Below are 17,994 nucleotides of genomic sequence, written 5' to 3'. Positions count from 1 at the left end.
GCCTCTCTACAGGTCGAATTTGGTGATCCGGGCGACCAGGAGGAAGCCCACGGTGTACAGGGCGGCCACCACCAGCAACACCGCCACCCCCGAGGGGGAGGTGGTCATCGTCCGCAGGATCCCGGGTTCGATGGCGTTGATCATGAACAGGGCGCCCACCGACATGAACCCCAGCGCCCAGACCGTGCTCGTCGTCTCGCTGAGAATGGTCCGCACCTCGCGCCGCGTCTCCTTGCGGTTCTCCAGCGTGCTGGAGATGTTGCGCAGCGCCGTGACCAGCGAGCCACCGGAACGGGACGCCACGACCAGCGTCGACAGGAGCACTCCGAGCTCCCGCGACGGCATCCGCTCGCGCAGCTCGGCGACCGCCTCCTCGAAGCTCGCGCCCACCTTCATCGACTCGGCCATGCGGCCCAGCTCCTCACCCGCGGGGCCGTCCAGCTCCTCCGCGGCCATCGACACCGCCGTCGGCAGCGCCAGCCCCGCCGAGGTGGCGTTGCCCAGCACCCGTGCCACGTCGGCAGTTGCGCGGTGAACTCCTCGCGCCGCTTGGCCTCGGCCCGGTTCAGGTAGGAGAAGAACAGGAATGCCACGCCGCCAGCCGCGAGCAGTCCCAGCACGGGGGCCAGCACCTGCCAGACCACGACCACGGCGAGCAGCGAGCCGCCCACGAGGGCGACCACGAAGGTCGACAGCCGCACCTGCGCGCCGGAACGGTTGATCCGCCGGTACAGCCGGGCGCCCCACTGCGTGCGGTGGATCGCCAGGTCCAACCGCGCCGACGGCGTGGACGCCTCGTACTCGGCCTGGGCCAGCGCGCTGCGCGCGGCGATCAACCGCCGCGTCTTCGCGCTGGCCACGAACTCCCACAGCGCCCACATCGCCAGTGCGAGCACGATGACCAGGCCACCGAGAATGGCCAGGAACTGCCAGGTCACCGGGGCTCCCTTCGGAGTGGACGGAACGCTCGCGCCCCGTCGGGCGGCGCGGGGCGGCTCACCGCTCGCCCCTGGGTCGGTCCTCCGGTACCACGCCGAACGCGGCCGGGACGCTCTCGCCCACCTGGTAGATCCGCCCTGCGACGTGCCGGGGCAGCGGCAGGTGCCGGAACTCGCCCTCGACCGCCCGGTTGGCGGCCATCGGCAGCGCCTCGAACTTCATCACGGTGTCCAACCGGAACTCCTCGCGCCTTCGGGAGGAGACCACGGACACCTCGTTGACCCGGCGCGATCCGTCCGGCCACCGGCCCAGGTGCACGATGGCGTCCACGGCGTCGTTGATCTGGTCGCGAATCGCCTCGTAGGGGACCAGCCCCTCACCCAGGGTCGCCAGGGTCTGGAGGCGGTGGATCGCGTCGTCGGCCGAGTTGGCGTGCACGGTGACCAGTGACCCGTCGTGGCCGGTGTTCATCGCCTGGAGCATGTCGATGGTCTCCGCGCCGCGGACCTCGCCAACGATGATCCGGTCCGGCCGCATCCGCAGGGCGTTGCGGACCAGGTCGCGGATGCTGATCTGGCCCCTGCCCTCGATGTTGGGGGGACGCGACTCCAGACGCACGACGTGGTCCTGCATCAGTTGGAGCTCGGCCGAGTCCTCGATGGTGACGATGCGCTCGCTGGTCGGCACGAACGCCGACATGGCGTTGAGGAAGGTCGTCTTCCCGGTCCCGGTGCCCCCCGACACCACGATGTTGAACCGCGCCCGGACCATCGCGGACAGCAGGATGCCGGTGGCCGCGTCCAGACTCCCCATCTGACCAGTTCGTCGATCGGGTAGGGCTTGGGGAACCGGCGGATGGTCAGGATGGGGCCGGACAGCGACAGCGGCGGGATGATCACGTTCACCCGCTCGCCGGTGGGCAGACGCGCGTCCACCATCGGAGAGGACTCGTCCACCCTCCGGTTGACCAGGGAGACGATCCGGTCGATGGTCTGGTACAGCTGCTCCTCGCCGTTGAACGCGGCGTCGACCCGCTGCATCCGGCCAGCGCGCTCGATGAACACGTGGTCCGGGCCGTTGACCATGATCTCGGTGACGGTTTCGTCCGCCAGCAGCGGTTCGAGCACGCCCAGACCGAGCGCCTCGTCGACCACCCTCCGGATGAGCAGTGACCGCTCGCGGTCGGACAACACCGGCCCCTCACGGGAGAGGATGTGCCCGACGACCTTCTCCAGCCGCACGCGGCGCTGGGCCAGCGTCAGCCGGGTGAGGTCCTCCAGGTTGATCTCCTCCAACAGGCGTCGCCGCCAGTGCGTCACGCTCCCGCGGTCGCCGCGCCCTTCGTTGGCGCGGTCCTCCTCAAGCCGGTCCTTCAGGCCCACGGCTCTGCACTCCTTCCCTGGGGACCCGTGCGGCGGAGCGGCCGCGTGCCGGGTTCGAGTCAGACATTGGGCATGTCCACGCGGCGGGTGAGCGTCAGGTCGAACCCCGCGGACGAGAACACGATCGGGATCGGGTGGGAGACCTCCACGTAGTAGCCGTCGCTGTCGTTGGCGCCGCTGGTGATCGTCGCGTCGTCCAGCCACGTCGGCAGGGCCGCGCGGGCCGCCTGTTCGGCCCCGGCCAGCTGTTCGGCGCCGGCCACGCGCGCCCCGGCGCGGGCGGCCGACTCCAGCCGCTCGACCGCGACGAAGGCCAGGAACGCCTCGATCGCCATGACGCAGACCAGGAGCAGGATCGGGAACATCGCGGCGAACTCCAGGAGCGGTCCGCCCCGATCGGAGTCGCGGCGGGGGCGGTCGCCCAGTGCGAGGCGCCGTGCCCGCGCGGACGTCCGGATCACGGTGTCACCCCCATGGGCTCGACCTCGGTCACGACCCGGGATTCGGCGGTGACGTCCCAGGGGCCGTCCGTGCCCGGCAGGAACAACGGCATCGCCATGGTGACCTGGGCGTACCGGGCGCGTCGCGCTCGACGACGGCCACGGTGAGCACGTCCTCGCCGTTCCACGGGGACTGGACCCGCCGCCTGGCCTCCGCGTCGATGCGTTCGAGGTCGTCGGGGGTCACCGCCGCCTGACGGGCGGCCTCGGCCGCGCCGTGCGAGGCGTACATGGAGGTGATCCCGAGCAGCAGCACCTGCCACACCAGGCCAGCGCCAACATGAGGAACGGAACGACGGCGGCGAACTCCACGATGACGCCGCCGTGATCGCCTCGGCGCGCACGGCGCCGCGTGCTCCGTCGAGGGAGCGCACCGGCCTCCGCCCGGCGCCGGTCCCGCGGGCCGTCCTGTCGGATGACGGGCCCGTCACTCACGGAACCCACCCGATCCTCCGGGCACCCCGGAGCCTGGCCGGTAGTCCTTCAACGACGGCCCCGGCGGCGTTCCCGGGTGTCCGTTGGACGTGGAGCGCGCGCTCTCGGGCGCGGTGGCGTTGAGGAAGCCGGACACGTCGCGGGTGGAGGGTGAGCCGCCCCGGGCGGCGGCCGAGCGCGCGGGGGCGCCCACCCCGCCGGACTGGACGGCCGAGACCGTGCCCTTGCCGCCCCCTGTTCCCTGGTCAGGGGCGTTGAGCAGGTTCAGTTCTCCGGCCAGGCGCGCGAAGGCCCTGCGCAGCGCCTCGTCGGTGACCTTGGTCGGGTCGCCGTTGTTCTCGCCCGGTTCCAGCGCGCGGTAGTTGGCCGGGACGGGGGTGCGCAGAACCCGTGTGCCCATGAGCTGCCGCAGGAAGTCCGGCTGCACCTCGTTCCTGCGGCTGTGCCGGGTGACCAGGCAGAACACCGAGTCCTGTGTGCGGATCTGCAGACGATCCCACATCGCCATCAGTCGCTGGGCGCCGCGCATCGCGGGGACGTCCGGGGTGACGGTGACCACGGCGGTGTCGGCCAGTTCCACCGCCATGGCCGTGGCCTCGTTCATGGTCGACCCGCAGTCCACGATCACCAGTTCGTAGCGGGACCGCAGGGCCGACAGGATCCGTCGGGTGGCTCGGGCGTCGGCGTCCTCGCCCCGCTCCCCGTGCTCGGGGGCGAGCAGCACGTGCGGGCCGCGCGGGTCCACGTACAGGGTCTCCGACAGCATGCCCGGGCTGATGTCGTCCCCGGCCTCGACCAGGTCGCTGATCGAGCGCCGGTGCCGCAGGTTGAGGAAGGCGGGCAGGTCGCCGGTCTGGAGGTCGAGGTCGACCAGGCAGACCACCCGTCCCGCTCCGGCGGCCGCCATCGACAGGTGCACCGCGCACGTGGTCGTGCCCACCCCGCCCTTGGCCCCGCTGACCGTGAGGATGCGGCCGCGCACGCCCGAGGCGGGCAGGTCGAGGGTGGCCGACTCCAGGTGGCGGCGGAGCGTCCGCGACCACTCGGCGGCCCTGGCCACGCGGGCCTCCAGTTCGGCGATACCGGCGTCCTCGGCGAGCACGCCGCGCGCTCCGGCCTCCATGGCGCCGGTGAACGTGTCGGGGTCCATGGTGGTGGACACGAGCAGGATCGCCAGTTGGGGATGGCGGTGGGACAGGTCCCGAATCGCGTCGAACACCGGCGCCGGCCCCAGGTCCTGGTGGACAAGCACGACGTCGACTTCGGGGAACTCGCCGGCGGCGTCCATCAGGGCGGACGTGGTGGGGCGGGAGGCCACCAGATCGGCGGTGGCCAGTTCCTCGAAGCGCGCGGCCAGGACCATCTCCGCCTCGGAGTTGGGCATCCCGGCCAGAACTCGGAAGTTCAACGTCTACTCCCCCCGCGGCGTGCGCCGCTGGTCCGTCGTGGTGGTGTCGTCCTCCTGGTCCTGGGCGCCGATGATGTCGGCGAAGTCGCCGCTGCAGAACTCGGCTTCGCCCGGTGAGCCACCACCGTCGGGGCTGACCAGGGCCAGGCGCAGCTTGGCCGAGAAGTCCTCGGCGTAGGCGAGTTGGAGCGCGTCCTGAGCTTCCAGCCGGAAGGTCACCGGGACGACCCCGGCGACACCGCCGGCGGCGTTCTCCTGGGTGCGCAGTTCCCCGATGTCGAGGACCTCGACCTCGGTGATGACGCGCACCGCGCAGGCCTCGCCGTGGTCGCGTGCCTCGAACGTGCCGTAGATGTCCACGATGGAGCCGCGCTGGACCTTGCCGGCCACACCCGTCTCGGCGTCGACCATGATGGCGATCTCCCGCTCGCCCGTGGTCAGCGTCGGCTGGGGCATGACCATGCCGTGCTGGAGGTAGACGCCCGCCTCCATGAAGGAGGCCGCGACCAGTCGCTGGTCGGAGGGGGTCTCGATCTCGCCGAGATCGGTGATGAAGACCTCCGGATCGAAGTAGATGCTCGGCACCTGGACACGTTCGACGGAGTCCTCGCCGATCGGCTGGTAGGCGTCCACGTCCTCCGCCAGCCGCAGCACGGTCACGGTGTCGCCCAGCCGCTCCTGCTGGGAGGTGAGGTAGGTGAACACGGAGACGAACACGGCGACGGCGCCGATCGCCGCCACGATCATGAGGAGGACACCTCGTCGCTGACGGGGGTTCATCAACTTGTTGGGGCGCGAGCACTGGCGTTCAGGCCGGGGTGCGGGCCCCTCCCTCCCTCTGTGTGATGTAGGCGTGGCCGTCCGCGCGCTGGAGCGGACGGACGTGTCGGTGGTGGATGCCGTGCACGGTGGTGACGTCGAACTCGGCGGTGTCGCGGACGGCCACCCGGTCGGCGTGGGTGTCCCCGGCGCGTGGGACAGCGGCTGTCCTCTCTCGCGCGTGCTCCCGTCCGGGTGCCCCGCGGCGGTCGCGCCCCGGCGCGTTCTCGGTCCCGAGGGTGTTCGCCGACGCGGGTTCCCGAGCGGGCCACTGAGGTGGCCCGGCCCGGCGGACCCGCCGCCTCGCGTGGAACGTGGCCAACTGGTTGCCTCCTCCGGGCTTGACTGGTGCTGGTGCTGGTGCTGGCGGCCCGCGGCCGTGCGGGCTGGAGGATCGATCCTCCAGGACCGGGATCCGGGGGCCGTTCCGATTCCTGTACGGTCGTGGGCGGTCCGCGTGTGCGGGGGCGTCAGCGCGAGTAGGTGCGCGGGGTGTCGGGCTGGGGAGCGGCGGCCTTCCCGCTGGGCCGGTCCGCAGACGGTGGGGGACGGTGCGCGGGCGGGTCGGCGGGTCTGGGGGGCGTTGGGGGCGAGGGGGCCCGGGCCGCGGTGGCGGAGCAGAAGGGGCAGCGCTCGGCGGCCATGGCTTCGCCGCACCATGAGCAGGTGCTGGCGCGGATCGCGCTGGCCGCGTAGGCGAGGGCCTGGGGGTGGGCGCTCAACGCGACGAACTCCACGTACTTGCCGGTGCCCCAGTAGGTGGGGCCGAGCGGTTGGGCGGGCAGGGACCGGGTGGCCACCGGCTGGATGGCCTGGGGCAGGTGGTCGTCGAAGACTCCGGTGATGCCGGGGTCGGGGGTGGAGTAGAGCAGCTGGACCGGTGGGACGGGCCGGAAGGGGAGGCTGCTCGGGAAGTCGGCCGGGCGTAGGCGTCCCACCTGGGGGATGGGCGCGCAGTAGGCGAGGAAGGACACCGACGGGGCGAAGGATCCCACGTGCTGCCGTAACGACGTGGGGATGGTGGACAGGCCGGAGACGGTGCGCAGCCAGGCCCCGGCCAGCACGTGCCGGGGCAGCTCCTCGCAAAGCGCGGCGACCATTCCCGGAGGGAGGTAGGGGGCGAGGTAGGCGAGCTGGTCGGCGACCAGGGACAGGGCCAGGGGCGAGAGGCCGACGGTGACCCCGGCGACGTGGTCGGTGCGCAGGGACGCACGGGCGAAGTTGACCGCCCGCTCGGCGTCCGCGGCCTGCCAGGCGGGCAGGAGCGCGATGACCTTGCGGCCCGCCGTGACCTCCTCGCGGGCGAAGTCGACGAACGCCGCGCTGCGCTCGCCGATGCCGTCGCCGTGCATCGGGAACCGTCGTGCCCGGACCTCGCCCACGTGGCCCGTGCTCGGGATGTCCGCCAACAGGGCGACGGTCGTGGTCGACCGAGGTAGGGCATGGGACACGGGGCAAGCTCCATCGGTTCTGCGCATGTGGGTCCTTCGGGACGGGAGCGGCGTCCCGCGCCGAAGGTGCCACTCGGTCGCATCGTAACGAATGTGTGGGCGGGTGGGGGAGACCGCGCGTCCCGCCCCGTGGAACACGGAGCGGAGGCGGGCCGGGGTCGGGAGGGCGGGCGTGGGCTGGGGCCGGTCCGGTGACGGCGTTCCGTCGCTGGCCGGTGTGGATCGCGTCGTGGCGGGGTCGTGTACCTCCGCACGGGTCACACGTGGTGTGACCGCATGTGGCCACAGCGTGGACAGGGGAGTGGGTATCAGCTAGCCGTTCGCGGGGTGGACCCGTCTGGTGCGGATCCGGTGTGGACGTCGGAGTGCTCTCACCCTTGAGGATGCCGCACGTCGACGGCCGTCTCAACGGCCTGTCGCGATCTGTGGACGACTCCGTTCCCGCGCGGCCCCCGCAGACGTTACGCCTGTGACTGGAGATCGCCCCTGTGCTCGGACAGGATGGCCGCGTGCGTGGGCGCGGCCTCGGCGTGGAGCCGACGGCCCGCCTCGGTGGGGGCCACGGTGACCGCCCGTCGGTCGTTGGAGCACATCGCCCGCGTGACCAGCCCGCGCTTCTCCAGCCGGGCGACGGTCCGCGAGAGAGCGCTCTGGCTCAGGTGCATGTTCGCCTGCAGTTCGTGGACGAACTGTTTGTCGCACGGGGACGTGACGAGGAGGTCGAGCGTCTCGAACTCGCTGATCCCCAGGTCGTGCTGCTGGCTCAGGGCCCGCTCCAGCGCGCACGAGATGTCGTGGTAGCGGGTCATCAGCTGCCGCCACCGCTCACACAGCTCGACGTCCGGTGTCAGGGGCATGGTCGGGATCCTAACACGCGACAAGATTTCATGCAATGACATTTAATGCGTAGACAATAAATGTGCACGCATGTAATGTCTCGGCGCATGACCACTCCACAGACCCACAGCACCTCCCGGATCACACGGGACGACGAACGGTGGTCGCCCCGGCTGTGGGCGCTGCTCATCGTCCTCTCACTCGCCCTCTTCCTCGACGGCCTCGACGTCTCGATGGTCGCCGTCGCGCTTCCCTCCATCGGGGCCGAACTCGACCTGCCCACCGCCACCCTCCAGTGGGTGATCAGCGGCTACGTCCTCGGCTTCGGCGGTTTCCTCCTGCTCGGCGGCCGCACGGCCGACCTCCTCGGCCGCCGCAGGGTGTTCCTCATCGCCCTGGGCGTCTTCGCCCTCGCCTCCGTCATCGGGGGTCTGGTGGACAGCGGCGCCCTACTCGTCGCCAGCCGCTTCATCAAGGGCATCGCGGCCGCGTTCACCGCTCCCACCGGGCTGTCCATCCTCACCACGACCTTCGCCGAGGGCCGACAGCGCAACCGCGCCCTGTCCGTCTACACCGTCTTCGGCGCGAGCGGCTTCTCCTCCGGACTGCTGTTCGGCGGACTCCTCATGTCCCTCGGCTGGCGCTGGACGTTCTTCTTCGGCGCTCCCTTCGCTCTGCTGGCCCTGGTCGCCGGGTTCGCGCTCATCCCCAAGGACCGCCCCGACACCCGCGGCGGCTACGACCTCGTGGGCGCGGCCACCCTCACCGCGACCATGCTGCTGCTCGTGTACACCGTGGTCACCGCGCCGGTGACCGGATGGGCCCACCCGGTCACCCTGGCCTCGTTCGTCGGCGTCGCGGCACTGCTGTCCCTGTTCGTGTGGGTCGACGCCGGGTCCGTTTCCCCCTGGTCCGCCTCGGCATCCTGCGCAGCGGCACGCTCGTCCGCGCCAACGTCGGCGCCGTGGCGCTGATGGGCTCCTTTATCAGCTTCCAGTTCCTGCTGACGCTCTTCCTCCAGCAGGCCCTGCAGCAGAGCCCGCTCCAGATGGCGCTGTCCCTGCTTCCCGCCGGGTTGCTCGTCGCGTTCAGCGCGCCGTTCGCCGACCGTCTCATCGACCGCTTCGGCACGCCCACGCTCATCGTCGGAGGACTGGTCGCCCTGTCCGCCGGTTACCTGCTGTTCCTGCGAGTCGACGCCGAGTTCTCCTACCTGCCGATGCTCCTGCCGACCGCGCTGCTGCTCGGGGTGGGCTTCGCGCTCGCCTTCCCCGCGATCAACGTGCAGGCGACCGCGGGCGCGCGGACGACGAGCAGGGGCTGGCGGCCGGTCTCGTGCAGACCTCGGCCCAGGTGGGCGGCGCGCTCATCCTCGCCGTCACGACCGCCGTCATCGCGGTGGACCACGCGACCGGTGAGGGCGCCGGCCGCGGGGCCGCCCAGATGCTCGAACAGTTCCAGCCCGGCCTGATCTTCGTCACCTCGGTGGCCCTGGTCGGTGTGCTCGTCGCCCTGTTCCCGCTGTTCGCGCGGCGCGCCCGGCGCCCGGCGTTTCCGGCGGCGGCGGTCCTGGAGACCGAGGAACCGGAGCGGCAGTCGGCGGGCGTCTGAGGGCCGGAGGTTCGTGGTCGGGGCGGGAACGAATCGGGCAGGATTCGCGTCATATCTTGAAAAGCCCCCTGTTGGAGGAGACGAGCGATGCGCAAGGAAAACCGCGCCGCGGCCGGAGCGGCCGCCTGGCAGGTCATCCAGAACACCGACAGCCGCATCTCCGTGTGGCGGCGAGCCGGGGCGGTGCCCAGGATGGTCGGGGCCCGGCTCAGCGGTCGGTACCCCGAACTGAGCGGAGCCAAGCTGGCGGGGATGCTGGCCCTGTTCCTGTACATCGTCTCCCCGATCGACTTCCTGCCCGAACTGATGATCCCGGTGCTGGGAGTCGCGGACGACGTCGGCGCCGCGGTCTGGTTGACCACGATGCTGCTCGGCGAGAGCGAACGCTTCGTCCGCTGGGAGCGGGACAACGAGGCGCGGCAGGCCTTCCACCGCGCCAACCCGCAGGCGGCCCCGAGCCACTGAACCGACCAACCGCTGCGTGCCCGAGGGGATCTCTCCCTCGGGCACGTTCGCTTTTCCCGGGTTTCGCTGTTGTAGTACAACTACTTCTGTAGTACTTTGCATGTAGTTAAAAGAAGCGATCCCCTGGAGGCCCCGTGAACATCGAACTCGTCGGCACCGCCCTGCTCTGCGACGACCCGCGCGCCTGCGCCGCGTGGTTCGTCGAGCACGTCGGCTTCGAGGTCGGCGTCGACCTCGGCTGGTACGTCAACACCCAGCACGCACAGCACAAGAACCTGTCCCTGGACTTCGTCGACCGAGCCCACGAGTCCTGGCCAGGGAGCCTGCGCGGCCAGCACACCGCCGGCGCGCTCCTGGCCTTCCTCGTCGCGGACGTGGACGCCGAGGCGGCACGGTTGCGCGAGGCCGGGGCGGAGTTCACCCTCGACCTGGTCACCGAGCCCTGGGGGCAGCGCCGATTCCAGGTCGTCGCACCCGAGGGGATTCACGTGGAGATCCTCCAGGCGGTCGCCCCCGACCCCCAGTGGCTACGGGACAACGGCTTCACGGAGCAGTGAGGCCACGGGGGCCGTGCACGGTTCGCGCCGACGCCACGCCGGTCGTCCGGAGGCGTTTCGTGCACCCGCGCCCGCCGGCTCGGGCACACTGGCGTGAGGCGGTAACGCACCGGCCCCCCGGTCGCGGCTCCGCCTCCCGACGCCGCACCGCGAGAGGAGACGCACCCCGTGTCCCCCGTCCCCCGTCCGCGAGTCATGGCGGTCGCCGCGGCCACCCTCGCCGTCCCCTGCGCCGTGTACCTACTCCCACCCGTGTGGGCCGTGCTGTGGGCGCCGGCGGTCCTTCTGGCCGTCGCGGTCCTGGCGAGCCCCCCGGCGGGCCCCGACGTGCTCGGCGCCACCGGCGAGGACGGCCTCGGCGGCGAGGAGCGGACGCACCCGGCGCAGGGGGAGGCGCGGTCGACGGGCACCCGGGTGCGTACGGTCGCGCTGGCCTGCGCCGTCGAGGACCACCGTCTCGACTTCTCCGCGGAGGTGCACTGGCGTTGGGAGGGCCACGTGGACCTGCGGCTGCGCAACCCGGCGGGTCCGGCCGTGCACGCCGTGGTGACCAGGGCGGCCGAACTCGCCCGGGACGTCGACCCCGTCGACCACGGCCTGGCCGAGACCGCTCTGGGGGCGCTGCTCGCCGTCGAGCGGGCCGTCACCGGCGCCGGAATCGTCGTGTGGGCGCAGGACGTACGTCTGCGCCTGCCGGACGAGGACGCCGAGCGCCTGCGTCGCATGGCCGCCCTGCGCAAGGACCGCGCGTTGCGGGAGGAGATTCGCGAGGCAGAGGAGGACCTCGCCGAGCTGCCGCCCCCGCCGATGTCGACGGCGTCCCGCGCCGTGTCCGGACCGGACGACGACGAGGACGACTTCGAGGAGCTCGCGCCCTTCGACGGCCCCGACGCGGCCCCGCCGCCCGGTCCGGGCAGCGACGTCGACGGCGAGGGGTACGAGAGCTACTGGTGGCCGGCCGAGGATCGCACCGGCTCCCACGCCGCCGAACAGGACGTCCAGGTGGCCATCCTGCGCGGTCTCATCGACTCCGCCCGGGACGCGGGCGAGCGCACGGCCTTCGCTCGGGACCAGGTGCGCGTCCTCGAACGGAGCGGGTTCACACAGGTCGCGAGCCGTTTGCGCGGCCTGTTCCCGGAGACCGCCGAGGCCGACGCCGACCCGCACGAGCCCCCCTGACCCGGGTAGTGCTACCCGCTGACCGCCTCAGTCCAGTGCCGCGTCCACCCGCTCCCCCAGGGCCGAGCCCAGCAGCCGGGCGTACGTCTGCGTCATGTGGTGGGAGTCCCGGTAGACGACCACGTTCCCGACCACGGCCGGGCACGTGCCCCGCGCGCAGAATCGGTCGCTGAGGTCGATGAGGACGCGTCGGCATCGACCGTCCGGACGGCCGTCTCCTGGGGGTCGGGGAGCCGCAGCGCCTCGTCCTCGGACCGGTCGCAACGGGACAGGTCGTCCGCGTTGGCCGCCAGACACTCCAGGACGTCCTCCCTCGTGCGGGGGGTGTCGCGGATCACGACCACGTCGATCCCCGCCTCGCCCACCCGGTTCCACAACCGGCCCATGCCCTCCGCCATCAGGGCCCCCGAGTCCCTTCCGGGCACCTCCTCGGCGGGGTCGGCCATGGCGGACGAACTGGTGAACACCAGGTCCGGACGCAGGTCGAGCAGCTCCTCGACGACGGCGCGGTTCCACGTCCGGCACTCCTCGTACGGAACCGCGTCGCCCCGGGAGGTCAGCGTGTCCGTGAACGCGCACGCGGACTTGGTGAGGGCGACGAGCCGCCAGTCCCGCTCCAGCGCCAGTTCCTCCAGGGCCGGGATCCACTGCGCGCCGTGCGAGTCGCCCACCACCGCGACAGTCCGCTCGGCGTCCTCGACGCCGTACACGCACGAGGTGTCCGGCGCTGTCGCCTCCTGGGAGGCCTGACAACCGTCGTCGTAGACCGCGGGCAGGTCCTGGGCGGCGTCCAACGGCGCCGGGTACATCAGTTCACCCGAGGAGGGCGCCGACCGGTCGATCGCGGCCGGACCCGTGTGCACGTCGGGGTCGAAGGACACCGAACCGGAGCGCTCCACGCTCACCAGGCCCACCGCGGCCACGGCGCTTACCGCCAGCAGGCCCGCCAGGGCGACGGCGAGCGCTGCGCGCCCGTTCGGCACCAGGCCGCGCCCGCGTACCGGGTCCTCCACCCAGAGCTTCGTCCCCCAGGCCAGCAGCAGGGACGACGCGGCCACGAGCACGGCTTCGAGCACGCCCAACCGCTCGCGCCCGGTCACCGCCAGGGTGAGGACGATGAGCGGCCAGTGCCACAGGTACAGCGAGTAGGAGATGTCGCCGACGAACCTGGCCGGCGCCGTCCCCAGCACCGCCGACGCGGAGCGCAGACCGGGGGAGTCCTCGGCGGCGATCACGGCCACCGCGCCGAGGACGGGCAGGGCCGCCGCCCACCCGGGGAAGACCGTGTCCTCGTCGTAGAGCACGACGGCCGCCGCGATCGCGGCCAGGCCCAGCCAGCCCAACGCGAGCCGCGGTCGGACGGGGAGGCTTCCCCTGGCCAGGGCGAGAGCGAGCAGCCCTCCGGCCGCCAGTTCCCAGGCCCGGGTCGTGGGCAGGAAGTAGGCCGCCGCGGTCCCGTCGAGGGCCAGCAGGACCGATGTCGCCAAGGACAGGACGAACAGCGCTCCGAGGATCGCGACCAGCGGCCCCGTGGAGGCGTGCAGGTGTCGCCGTGCCAGCGCCCACGCCATGAACGGCAACGGCCAGACGACGTAGAACTGCTCCTCCACCGACAGCGACCAGAAGTGCTGCACCGGACTGGGTGGCGTCTCGGCGGCCAGGTAGTCCACGGCCTGGTCGGCCAGGTAGAGGTTCTCGACGTAGGCCGCGGAGGCCACCAACTGCCACGCGGTGTCGGTGAGGCGGGTGACGGGCAGGAGGACGAGCGCGGCGGCGCCCGTGGCCGCCAGCACCACGGTCGATGCGGGCAGGAGGCGTCGCACGCGCCGCACGTAGAAACGGCGCAGCCCCACCCGGCCGTGCTCGGTGGCCTCGCGGAGCAGCAGCGAGGTGATGAGGAAACCGGAGATCACGAAGAACACGTCGACGCCGACGTAGCCGCCCGGGAGCAGCCGCGGGTCCAGGTGGTAGACGAGGACCAGCAGCACGGCCACGGCGCGCAGGCCCTGCACCTCGGGGCGGAATCGGCGGTCGCCACGGGACGCGGAACGCGGGCGTTCGGCTCCGTCTCCCGGTCGGGGGGTCGTGGGTGGCGTCGCACGCCACACGAGATTCGGGCGCATCCCGTTATGTTGCCGTTGGCCGGAGGGTGGACAAAGCCGGCATGTGGGGCGTTGGCGCAACCTCAGCCCGGAGTTCACCCGATGGCCTCCCAGCCGCCGTGCTCCCTTCCCCCAGCGCGTCCCTCAGATGTTCGTCCACAGCGCTCGGTCCGGGCCGCCGTCATCCCCGGTGTTCAGTCGCGCCCTTCGTGGAAGGCCTGCAGGAGCCTGCGGGTCTGCCTCGTCATCTCCCGCGTTTCCTGGAACAGCGCGTTCGGCACCGCGCCCTGGCCGACGTCGTGCTCCGCCAGTTCCGCCAGCGCCACGGCCTCCTGAGCCGTGCGCAGGGCCGCCAACCGATCACGGTGGAAGAGCGTCTCGGCCAGCAGCACCAGTGTCTCCGCGAGGACCCCGCGGCGGCCCTCAGCATCTCCTCCTCGCCCAGGTGCCGGTCGTGGGCCATTCTCACCTGACCCAGGACCAGGCACGTGCGCCACCGCCCCCAGTCGTCACCGATCCGGGTGAACTCGCGCTCCGCCTCCAGGAGGCGGGCGATCTGGTTCGGGGCCTGCCAGGTGTCCCGCAACCGCTCGCGTCGGCGCAGCCACCCATGCCCGGTGGGGCTCCCTGAAGCGTTCGGCCTACTCGTCGCCCCGGTCCACGAACAGGTCGGCCACGCGGGCCCGTTGCCGTTCCTCCCAACGCGGATCGCGTGCCCTCAGGCGCCGTCGGTCGCTCTCCCGGTCGGACCCGTGCAGCAGTTCGCACGCTCCGGCCGCGCCGTGGATCCTCGACCTGAACATGGTCCGGAACATGGAGACTCTTTCCGTGAACGGTGCGGCCTCATCCGAGCCGCCCGATGACGTAGTCACGCAGTCCGTCCAGGCCGGTGTCGATCGCTTCGGCCGACACCGCGCTACAGGACAGCCGCAGTTGGTTCTCTCCGCCGTCGACCTCGTAGAAATGGGACATAGGGGTCCACAGGACGGCGTGCTCGTCCGCGCACCGGCGCAGTTCCTCGTCGTCGACGCGGAACGGCAGTGTGACCACCACGAAGAAGCCGCCGGCGGGTGCGTTCCAGGTGACCTGGTCGGACACCGCCGCGAAGCGAGACGCCAGGCCTCGTAGCAGGTGCTGGAGGTTGCGTCGGTAGAAGCGTCGCTCCTCCCGGTTGGCTCGGACGAGACTGCATCCGTTCTCCAGGAGCCGGCCCGCGACGACCGCTTGCGCTATGGGCGAGGTGTTGACGGTCAACATGCCCTTGATCCGCGCCAGGTGCTGGGCGAAGGTGGCCGAGCGGTCGTCGCGGTCGGTCACGACCTGGTCGGCCACCGCGTAGCCGACGCGGGCGCCGGGTACCACCGTCTTGGCGAACGACCCCAGGTACACGACTCTGCGCGCGCGGTCCAGCGCCTTGAGCGTGGGGACTCGGTGCCTCTCACCGTGGAATAGCCCGTAGGGGTTGTCCTCGATCAGGAGGATGTCCTCCTCCTCGGCCACACGCAGCAGCGCTTGGCGGGTGGAGAGGTCCATGCTGACGGCGGACGGGTTGGCGAAGTCGGGCATCACGTACAGGGCCCGGGGCCGTCGCCCCTCCGATCTGGCCTGGTGGATGTCGGCCACGAGGTCGGGCAGGCTCACACCGGAGTCGTCGGTGGGAACCGGGAGCACGGGCATGTCCGCGAGCTTGGCGGCCCCGTTGAGGCCGACGTAGGTGGGGGACACGGCCAGGACGAAGTCCCGGTCGTTGGTTCGCAGGGCCCTCAGGACGAGGAACATCGCCTCCTGGCACCCGACCGTGACCACGATGGATTCCGGATCGGTCTGAATGCCCTCGTCCACCGCCAGGTGGCGGGCGAGCACCTCGTTGATGACGCCTTGGGCGGGGCCGTACTGCAACATGGTGCGAGACGCGTGCTCAGGACTCAGACCGCGCTCGGTCCGCAGGTAGCGGTGGTAGGTGTCCAGGTGGTGATGGACGGCGTCCGGTGACAGGAACCCGTCGTGGGGGCGTCCGGCGGCGAGGGGAACCGCGTCGGGGTACTGCTCGGCGACCTCGTTGAGGAAGTCCATGGAAGCCAGGGCGGAGTCCTCCAGAGCCCAGTGGAGGCTGTCGACGCGCAGGTCCGCGGTGTTCACGGCCGTACTCCCTCAGCCCTCAGTTCGCGTGCCGACGCCAGGTCGGCGCATCCCGCGAGGGTCAGGGCCTCGGCGAGTTCGGAACGCAGGGCCTCCAGAACCCGGGCGACACCTCGCTGGCCGTCGGCGGCCAGCCCCCACAGCACGGGGCGCCCGACCAGGACACCCGAGGCGCCCAGGACCAGCGCGCGTAGGACATCCATCCCGCTCCGCACGCCACTGTCGAAGAGCACCTCACAACGGCCGGCCACCGCGCCCGCGACGGGGCCGATCCTCGTGCAGGCGGCGGGAGCGGCGCCGAACTGGCGGGCTCCGTGGTTGGACACCACCACGGCCTCCGCGCCGTGGTCGGCGGCCAGGACGGCGTCCCGCGGGTCCAGGACGCCCTTGACGACCAGGGGGCCCTCCCACCAGTTCCGCAGCCGTTCCACGTGGTCCCACGTCAGAGCGGGATGAAAGAGCGCGTTGGTGTGGCGGGCCACGGCCGACCCCGCCCCCGCGCGGTGGGCTTCGTCGCCCGGATTCTGGAGGAGGGCGGCCCGCACGTGCGGCGGCAGCCGGAACCCGTTGCGGACGTCGCGCGGGCGCCGCGCCATGACGGGCACGTCCACGCTGAGCACCAGAGCGCGGCATCCGGCGTCTCGCGCTCGATCGACCAGGTCACGCACCCGCCCCTCGTCTGCGACCCAGTAGAGCTGGAACCAGAGTTCGGCACCGGTGCCCGCGATGTCCTCCAGGGTGCGGCTGGCGAGGGTGCTGACCACGTAGGGGACGCCGTTGTCGTGGGCGGCCGCGGCCGCCGCCACCTCCCCGTCGGGGTGGAGCAGGCACTGGTAGGCCATGGGCGCCACCGCCAGGGGAGCACGTGCCCATCCGCCGAGCACACGGGCGCGGGTCGTGACCGGGGCGGCGCCGGTGAGGACCCGCGGCACGACGCGCATGGCCTCCAGCACCGCCTCGTTGGCGCCGGGCCCCGGCTCGGTGCTCCCCCCGGCGACGAAGTCCCACACCGCCGTGCTGAGGGCGGATCGTGCCCGCTCGGCGAACTCCGCGATCTCGGTCGGCGCGGGGGCTCCGCCCGTCCCGACCCCCGTCACCGGGAGCGCTCCTCTTCGACCGCCTCGTAGAGGGCCTTGATGTTGCCGCTGCCGAAGGTGGTGGCGCCCAACCGCTCGATGACCTCGAAGAAGAACGTGCGCTGTGGGTGTGTGGAGCGGGCGAAGATCTGGAAGAGTTGACCGTCGTGGTCCTCGTCGACGAGTAGGTGGAGGCGCCGCAGCGCCTCCATGGAGTGCTTGCTCGGCTTGACGCTTCGGGAGAGCGTCCGGTAATAGGCGTCGGGCGTGGCGAGGAACTCCGTTCCGCGCTCGCGCAGCAGACCGACGGTACGGACGATGTCGTCGGTCGTGAAGGCGATGTGCTGGACGCCGGGGCCCACGTGATTCTTGAGGAACGCGTCGATCTGCCCAGGCTCACGGGACAGGTCCGGTTCGATCAGGGTGAGCGTGATGCGGCCTGAGGGGCTCTGCACCACCGTGGAGTCCATCGCCTGATCGCCGACGACGATGTACTCGGTGAAGATGGTCGCGAAGCCGAACACGTCGCGGTAGAAGCGCACGGTGGGGTCGAGCCGTCCGCCCTCCAGGCAGACCGCGAAGTGGTCGACCTCGTGCAGGCCCGTGCCCGATGCCCGCTCCTGCGTACCCCCAGCCGGGGTGAGCCCGGGCAGGCTCCGCACGTCGATCCCCGGAGCGCGTTCGACGAACGTGTGGACCACGTCCCCGAATCCGCCGACCGTCGCCGTCACGATCCCCTGATGCTCCGCTGGCGGCGAGACCGAGGTCGCGCCGCGGCTGACGACCGCCGTGTGGGCGGCACGGGCGTCGGGGGTGCGAAGGGCGATGTCGGCGACGCCGTCTCCGTGCTCCCTGACGAAGGCGGCGGCCGGGTGGTCGTCGGTGCGCGCCTCGGTGAAGACGAGCCGGATGCCGCCCGCGCCGACCGCCACGGACACCTCCCGGTCCGTCCGACTCATGGCGTACACGTCCAGACCGTATCCGTCTCGGACCGCGGTCGCGGCGGCGTGCGCGTCGCCGACGTGGAACACGACGTGGTCCACGGACGACTCCGGTAGGGGCTGATCGGTCATGGTGGTCTCCCTCTCGGGGCG

At 71.7% G+C, this 17,994-nt stretch carries 19 protein-coding genes and 3 pseudogenes; 6 read left to right on the top strand and 16 right to left on the bottom strand.

Annotated elements, in window-relative coordinates; all coding sequences use genetic code 11:
* Window positions 1–6: 6 nt before the first annotated feature.
* The 9 genes and pseudogenes from BJF83_RS24325 to BJF83_RS24285 form a co-directional block, all read right to left on the bottom strand.
* A pseudogene (locus BJF83_RS24325) lies at window positions 7–938 on the bottom strand (type II secretion system F family protein).
* A 58-nt stretch (window positions 939–996) separates the two neighbouring features.
* Window positions 997–2,321, bottom strand: a pseudogene (locus tag BJF83_RS24320) (CpaF family protein).
* Between the two features lie 59 nt (window positions 2,322–2,380).
* Entirely contained in the window at window positions 2,381–2,782 is a 402-nt protein-coding gene (locus BJF83_RS24315) for a TadE/TadG family type IV pilus assembly protein (protein WP_075928150.1), read from the bottom strand.
* Window positions 2,779–3,133: pseudogene (locus tag BJF83_RS24310) on the bottom strand (pilus assembly protein). The gene BJF83_RS24315 and the pseudogene BJF83_RS24310 overlap by 4 nt, the downstream one beginning before the upstream one ends.
* A gap of 115 nt (window positions 3,134–3,248) precedes the next feature.
* A complete protein-coding gene (locus BJF83_RS24305) occupies window positions 3,249–4,664 on the bottom strand; it encodes an AAA family ATPase (protein WP_075928149.1) in 1,416 nt (471 codons plus the stop codon).
* Between the two features lie 3 nt (window positions 4,665–4,667).
* On the bottom strand, window positions 4,668–5,444 hold the full coding sequence (cpaB, locus tag BJF83_RS24300; protein WP_075928148.1) for a Flp pilus assembly protein CpaB: 777 nt from the start codon (window positions 5,442–5,444) through the stop codon (window positions 4,668–4,670).
* Between the two features lie 28 nt (window positions 5,445–5,472).
* The gene (locus tag BJF83_RS27715; protein ID WP_158070451.1) at window positions 5,473–5,610 is read right to left on the bottom strand and encodes a hypothetical protein; all 138 of its coding nucleotides are present in this window, start codon (window positions 5,608–5,610) and stop codon (window positions 5,473–5,475) included.
* Window positions 5,611–5,953: 343 nt separating this feature from the next.
* Window positions 5,954–6,934, bottom strand: a complete 981-nt coding sequence (locus tag BJF83_RS24290; protein WP_075928146.1) for a hypothetical protein — start codon at window positions 6,932–6,934, stop codon at window positions 5,954–5,956.
* A gap of 461 nt (window positions 6,935–7,395) precedes the next feature.
* Complete coding sequence (locus BJF83_RS24285; protein ID WP_075928145.1) at window positions 7,396–7,791, bottom strand: MarR family winged helix-turn-helix transcriptional regulator; 396 nt, start codon at window positions 7,789–7,791, stop codon at window positions 7,396–7,398.
* An 87-nt stretch (window positions 7,792–7,878) separates the two neighbouring features.
* Here BJF83_RS24285 and BJF83_RS30750 point away from each other — a divergent pair, with 87 nt between their 5' ends.
* The 6 genes from BJF83_RS30750 (at window position 7,879) to BJF83_RS24265 (ending at window position 11,583) form a co-directional block, all read left to right on the top strand.
* Complete coding sequence (locus BJF83_RS30750) at window positions 7,879–8,745, top strand: MFS transporter (protein ID WP_316042353.1); 867 nt, start codon at window positions 7,879–7,881, stop codon at window positions 8,743–8,745.
* Window positions 8,745–9,242, top strand: a complete 498-nt coding sequence (locus tag BJF83_RS30745) for an MFS transporter (RefSeq protein ID WP_394329382.1) — start codon at window positions 8,745–8,747, stop codon at window positions 9,240–9,242. Before BJF83_RS30750 ends, BJF83_RS30745 begins: the two co-directional genes overlap by 1 nt.
* Window positions 9,215–9,382 carry a hypothetical protein gene (locus tag BJF83_RS30740; RefSeq protein ID WP_316042351.1) on the top strand — a complete coding sequence of 56 codons (168 nt, stop codon included), beginning with the start codon at window positions 9,215–9,217 and terminating at the stop codon, window positions 9,380–9,382. Before BJF83_RS30745 ends, BJF83_RS30740 begins: the two co-directional genes overlap by 28 nt.
* Window positions 9,383–9,469: 87 nt before the next feature.
* Window positions 9,470–9,847 (top strand): YkvA family protein, encoded by a 378-nt coding sequence (locus tag BJF83_RS24275; protein ID WP_075928144.1) that lies wholly within the window; start codon window positions 9,470–9,472, stop codon window positions 9,845–9,847.
* Window positions 9,848–9,981: 134 nt separating this feature from the next.
* The gene (locus tag BJF83_RS24270; RefSeq protein WP_075928143.1) at window positions 9,982–10,404 is read left to right on the top strand and encodes a VOC family protein; all 423 of its coding nucleotides are present in this window, start codon (window positions 9,982–9,984) and stop codon (window positions 10,402–10,404) included.
* Window positions 10,405–10,572: 168 nt separating this feature from the next.
* Complete coding sequence (locus tag BJF83_RS24265) at window positions 10,573–11,583, top strand: hypothetical protein (protein ID WP_075928142.1); 1,011 nt, start codon at window positions 10,573–10,575, stop codon at window positions 11,581–11,583.
* Window positions 11,584–11,610: 27 nt separating this feature from the next.
* Here the strand turns inward: BJF83_RS24265 and BJF83_RS30735 are convergent, their stop codons facing one another.
* From BJF83_RS30735 to hppD, 7 genes are all read right to left on the bottom strand, one after another.
* Window positions 11,611–11,718, bottom strand: a complete 108-nt coding sequence (locus BJF83_RS30735) for a hypothetical protein (RefSeq protein WP_316042350.1) — start codon at window positions 11,716–11,718, stop codon at window positions 11,611–11,613.
* Window positions 11,676–13,595, bottom strand: coding sequence for an acyltransferase family protein (locus BJF83_RS24260; RefSeq protein WP_316042349.1), 1,920 nt, complete (start codon window positions 13,593–13,595; stop codon window positions 11,676–11,678). The genes BJF83_RS30735 and BJF83_RS24260 overlap by 43 nt, the downstream gene beginning before the upstream one ends.
* A gap of 284 nt (window positions 13,596–13,879) precedes the next feature.
* Window positions 13,880–14,077, bottom strand: coding sequence for a hypothetical protein (locus tag BJF83_RS24255; RefSeq protein WP_075928141.1), 198 nt, complete (start codon window positions 14,075–14,077; stop codon window positions 13,880–13,882).
* Between the two features lie 249 nt (window positions 14,078–14,326).
* Window positions 14,327–14,500 carry a hypothetical protein gene (locus tag BJF83_RS27710; protein ID WP_158070450.1) on the bottom strand — a complete coding sequence of 58 codons (174 nt, stop codon included), beginning with the start codon at window positions 14,498–14,500 and terminating at the stop codon, window positions 14,327–14,329.
* A gap of 28 nt (window positions 14,501–14,528) precedes the next feature.
* Window positions 14,529–15,824, bottom strand: a complete 1,296-nt coding sequence (locus tag BJF83_RS24250) for a PLP-dependent aminotransferase family protein (protein ID WP_075928140.1) — start codon at window positions 15,822–15,824, stop codon at window positions 14,529–14,531.
* The gene (locus BJF83_RS24245) at window positions 15,821–16,921 is read right to left on the bottom strand and encodes an alpha-hydroxy acid oxidase (protein WP_075928139.1); all 1,101 of its coding nucleotides are present in this window, start codon (window positions 16,919–16,921) and stop codon (window positions 15,821–15,823) included. Before BJF83_RS24245 ends, BJF83_RS24250 begins: the two co-directional genes overlap by 4 nt.
* Complete coding sequence (hppD, locus tag BJF83_RS24240) at window positions 16,918–17,973, bottom strand: 4-hydroxyphenylpyruvate dioxygenase (RefSeq protein WP_075928138.1); 1,056 nt, start codon at window positions 17,971–17,973, stop codon at window positions 16,918–16,920. The genes BJF83_RS24245 and hppD overlap by 4 nt, the downstream gene beginning before the upstream one ends.
* Window positions 17,974–17,994 lie beyond the last annotated feature (21 nt).

Source organism: Nocardiopsis sp. CNR-923 (assembly GCF_001942255.1).
Classification (GTDB): Bacteria; Actinomycetota; Actinomycetes; order Streptosporangiales; family Streptosporangiaceae; genus Nocardiopsis.
The sequence above is the reverse complement of the archived record's forward strand: the minus strand, read 5'-3'. Positions and strand labels throughout refer to the sequence as shown.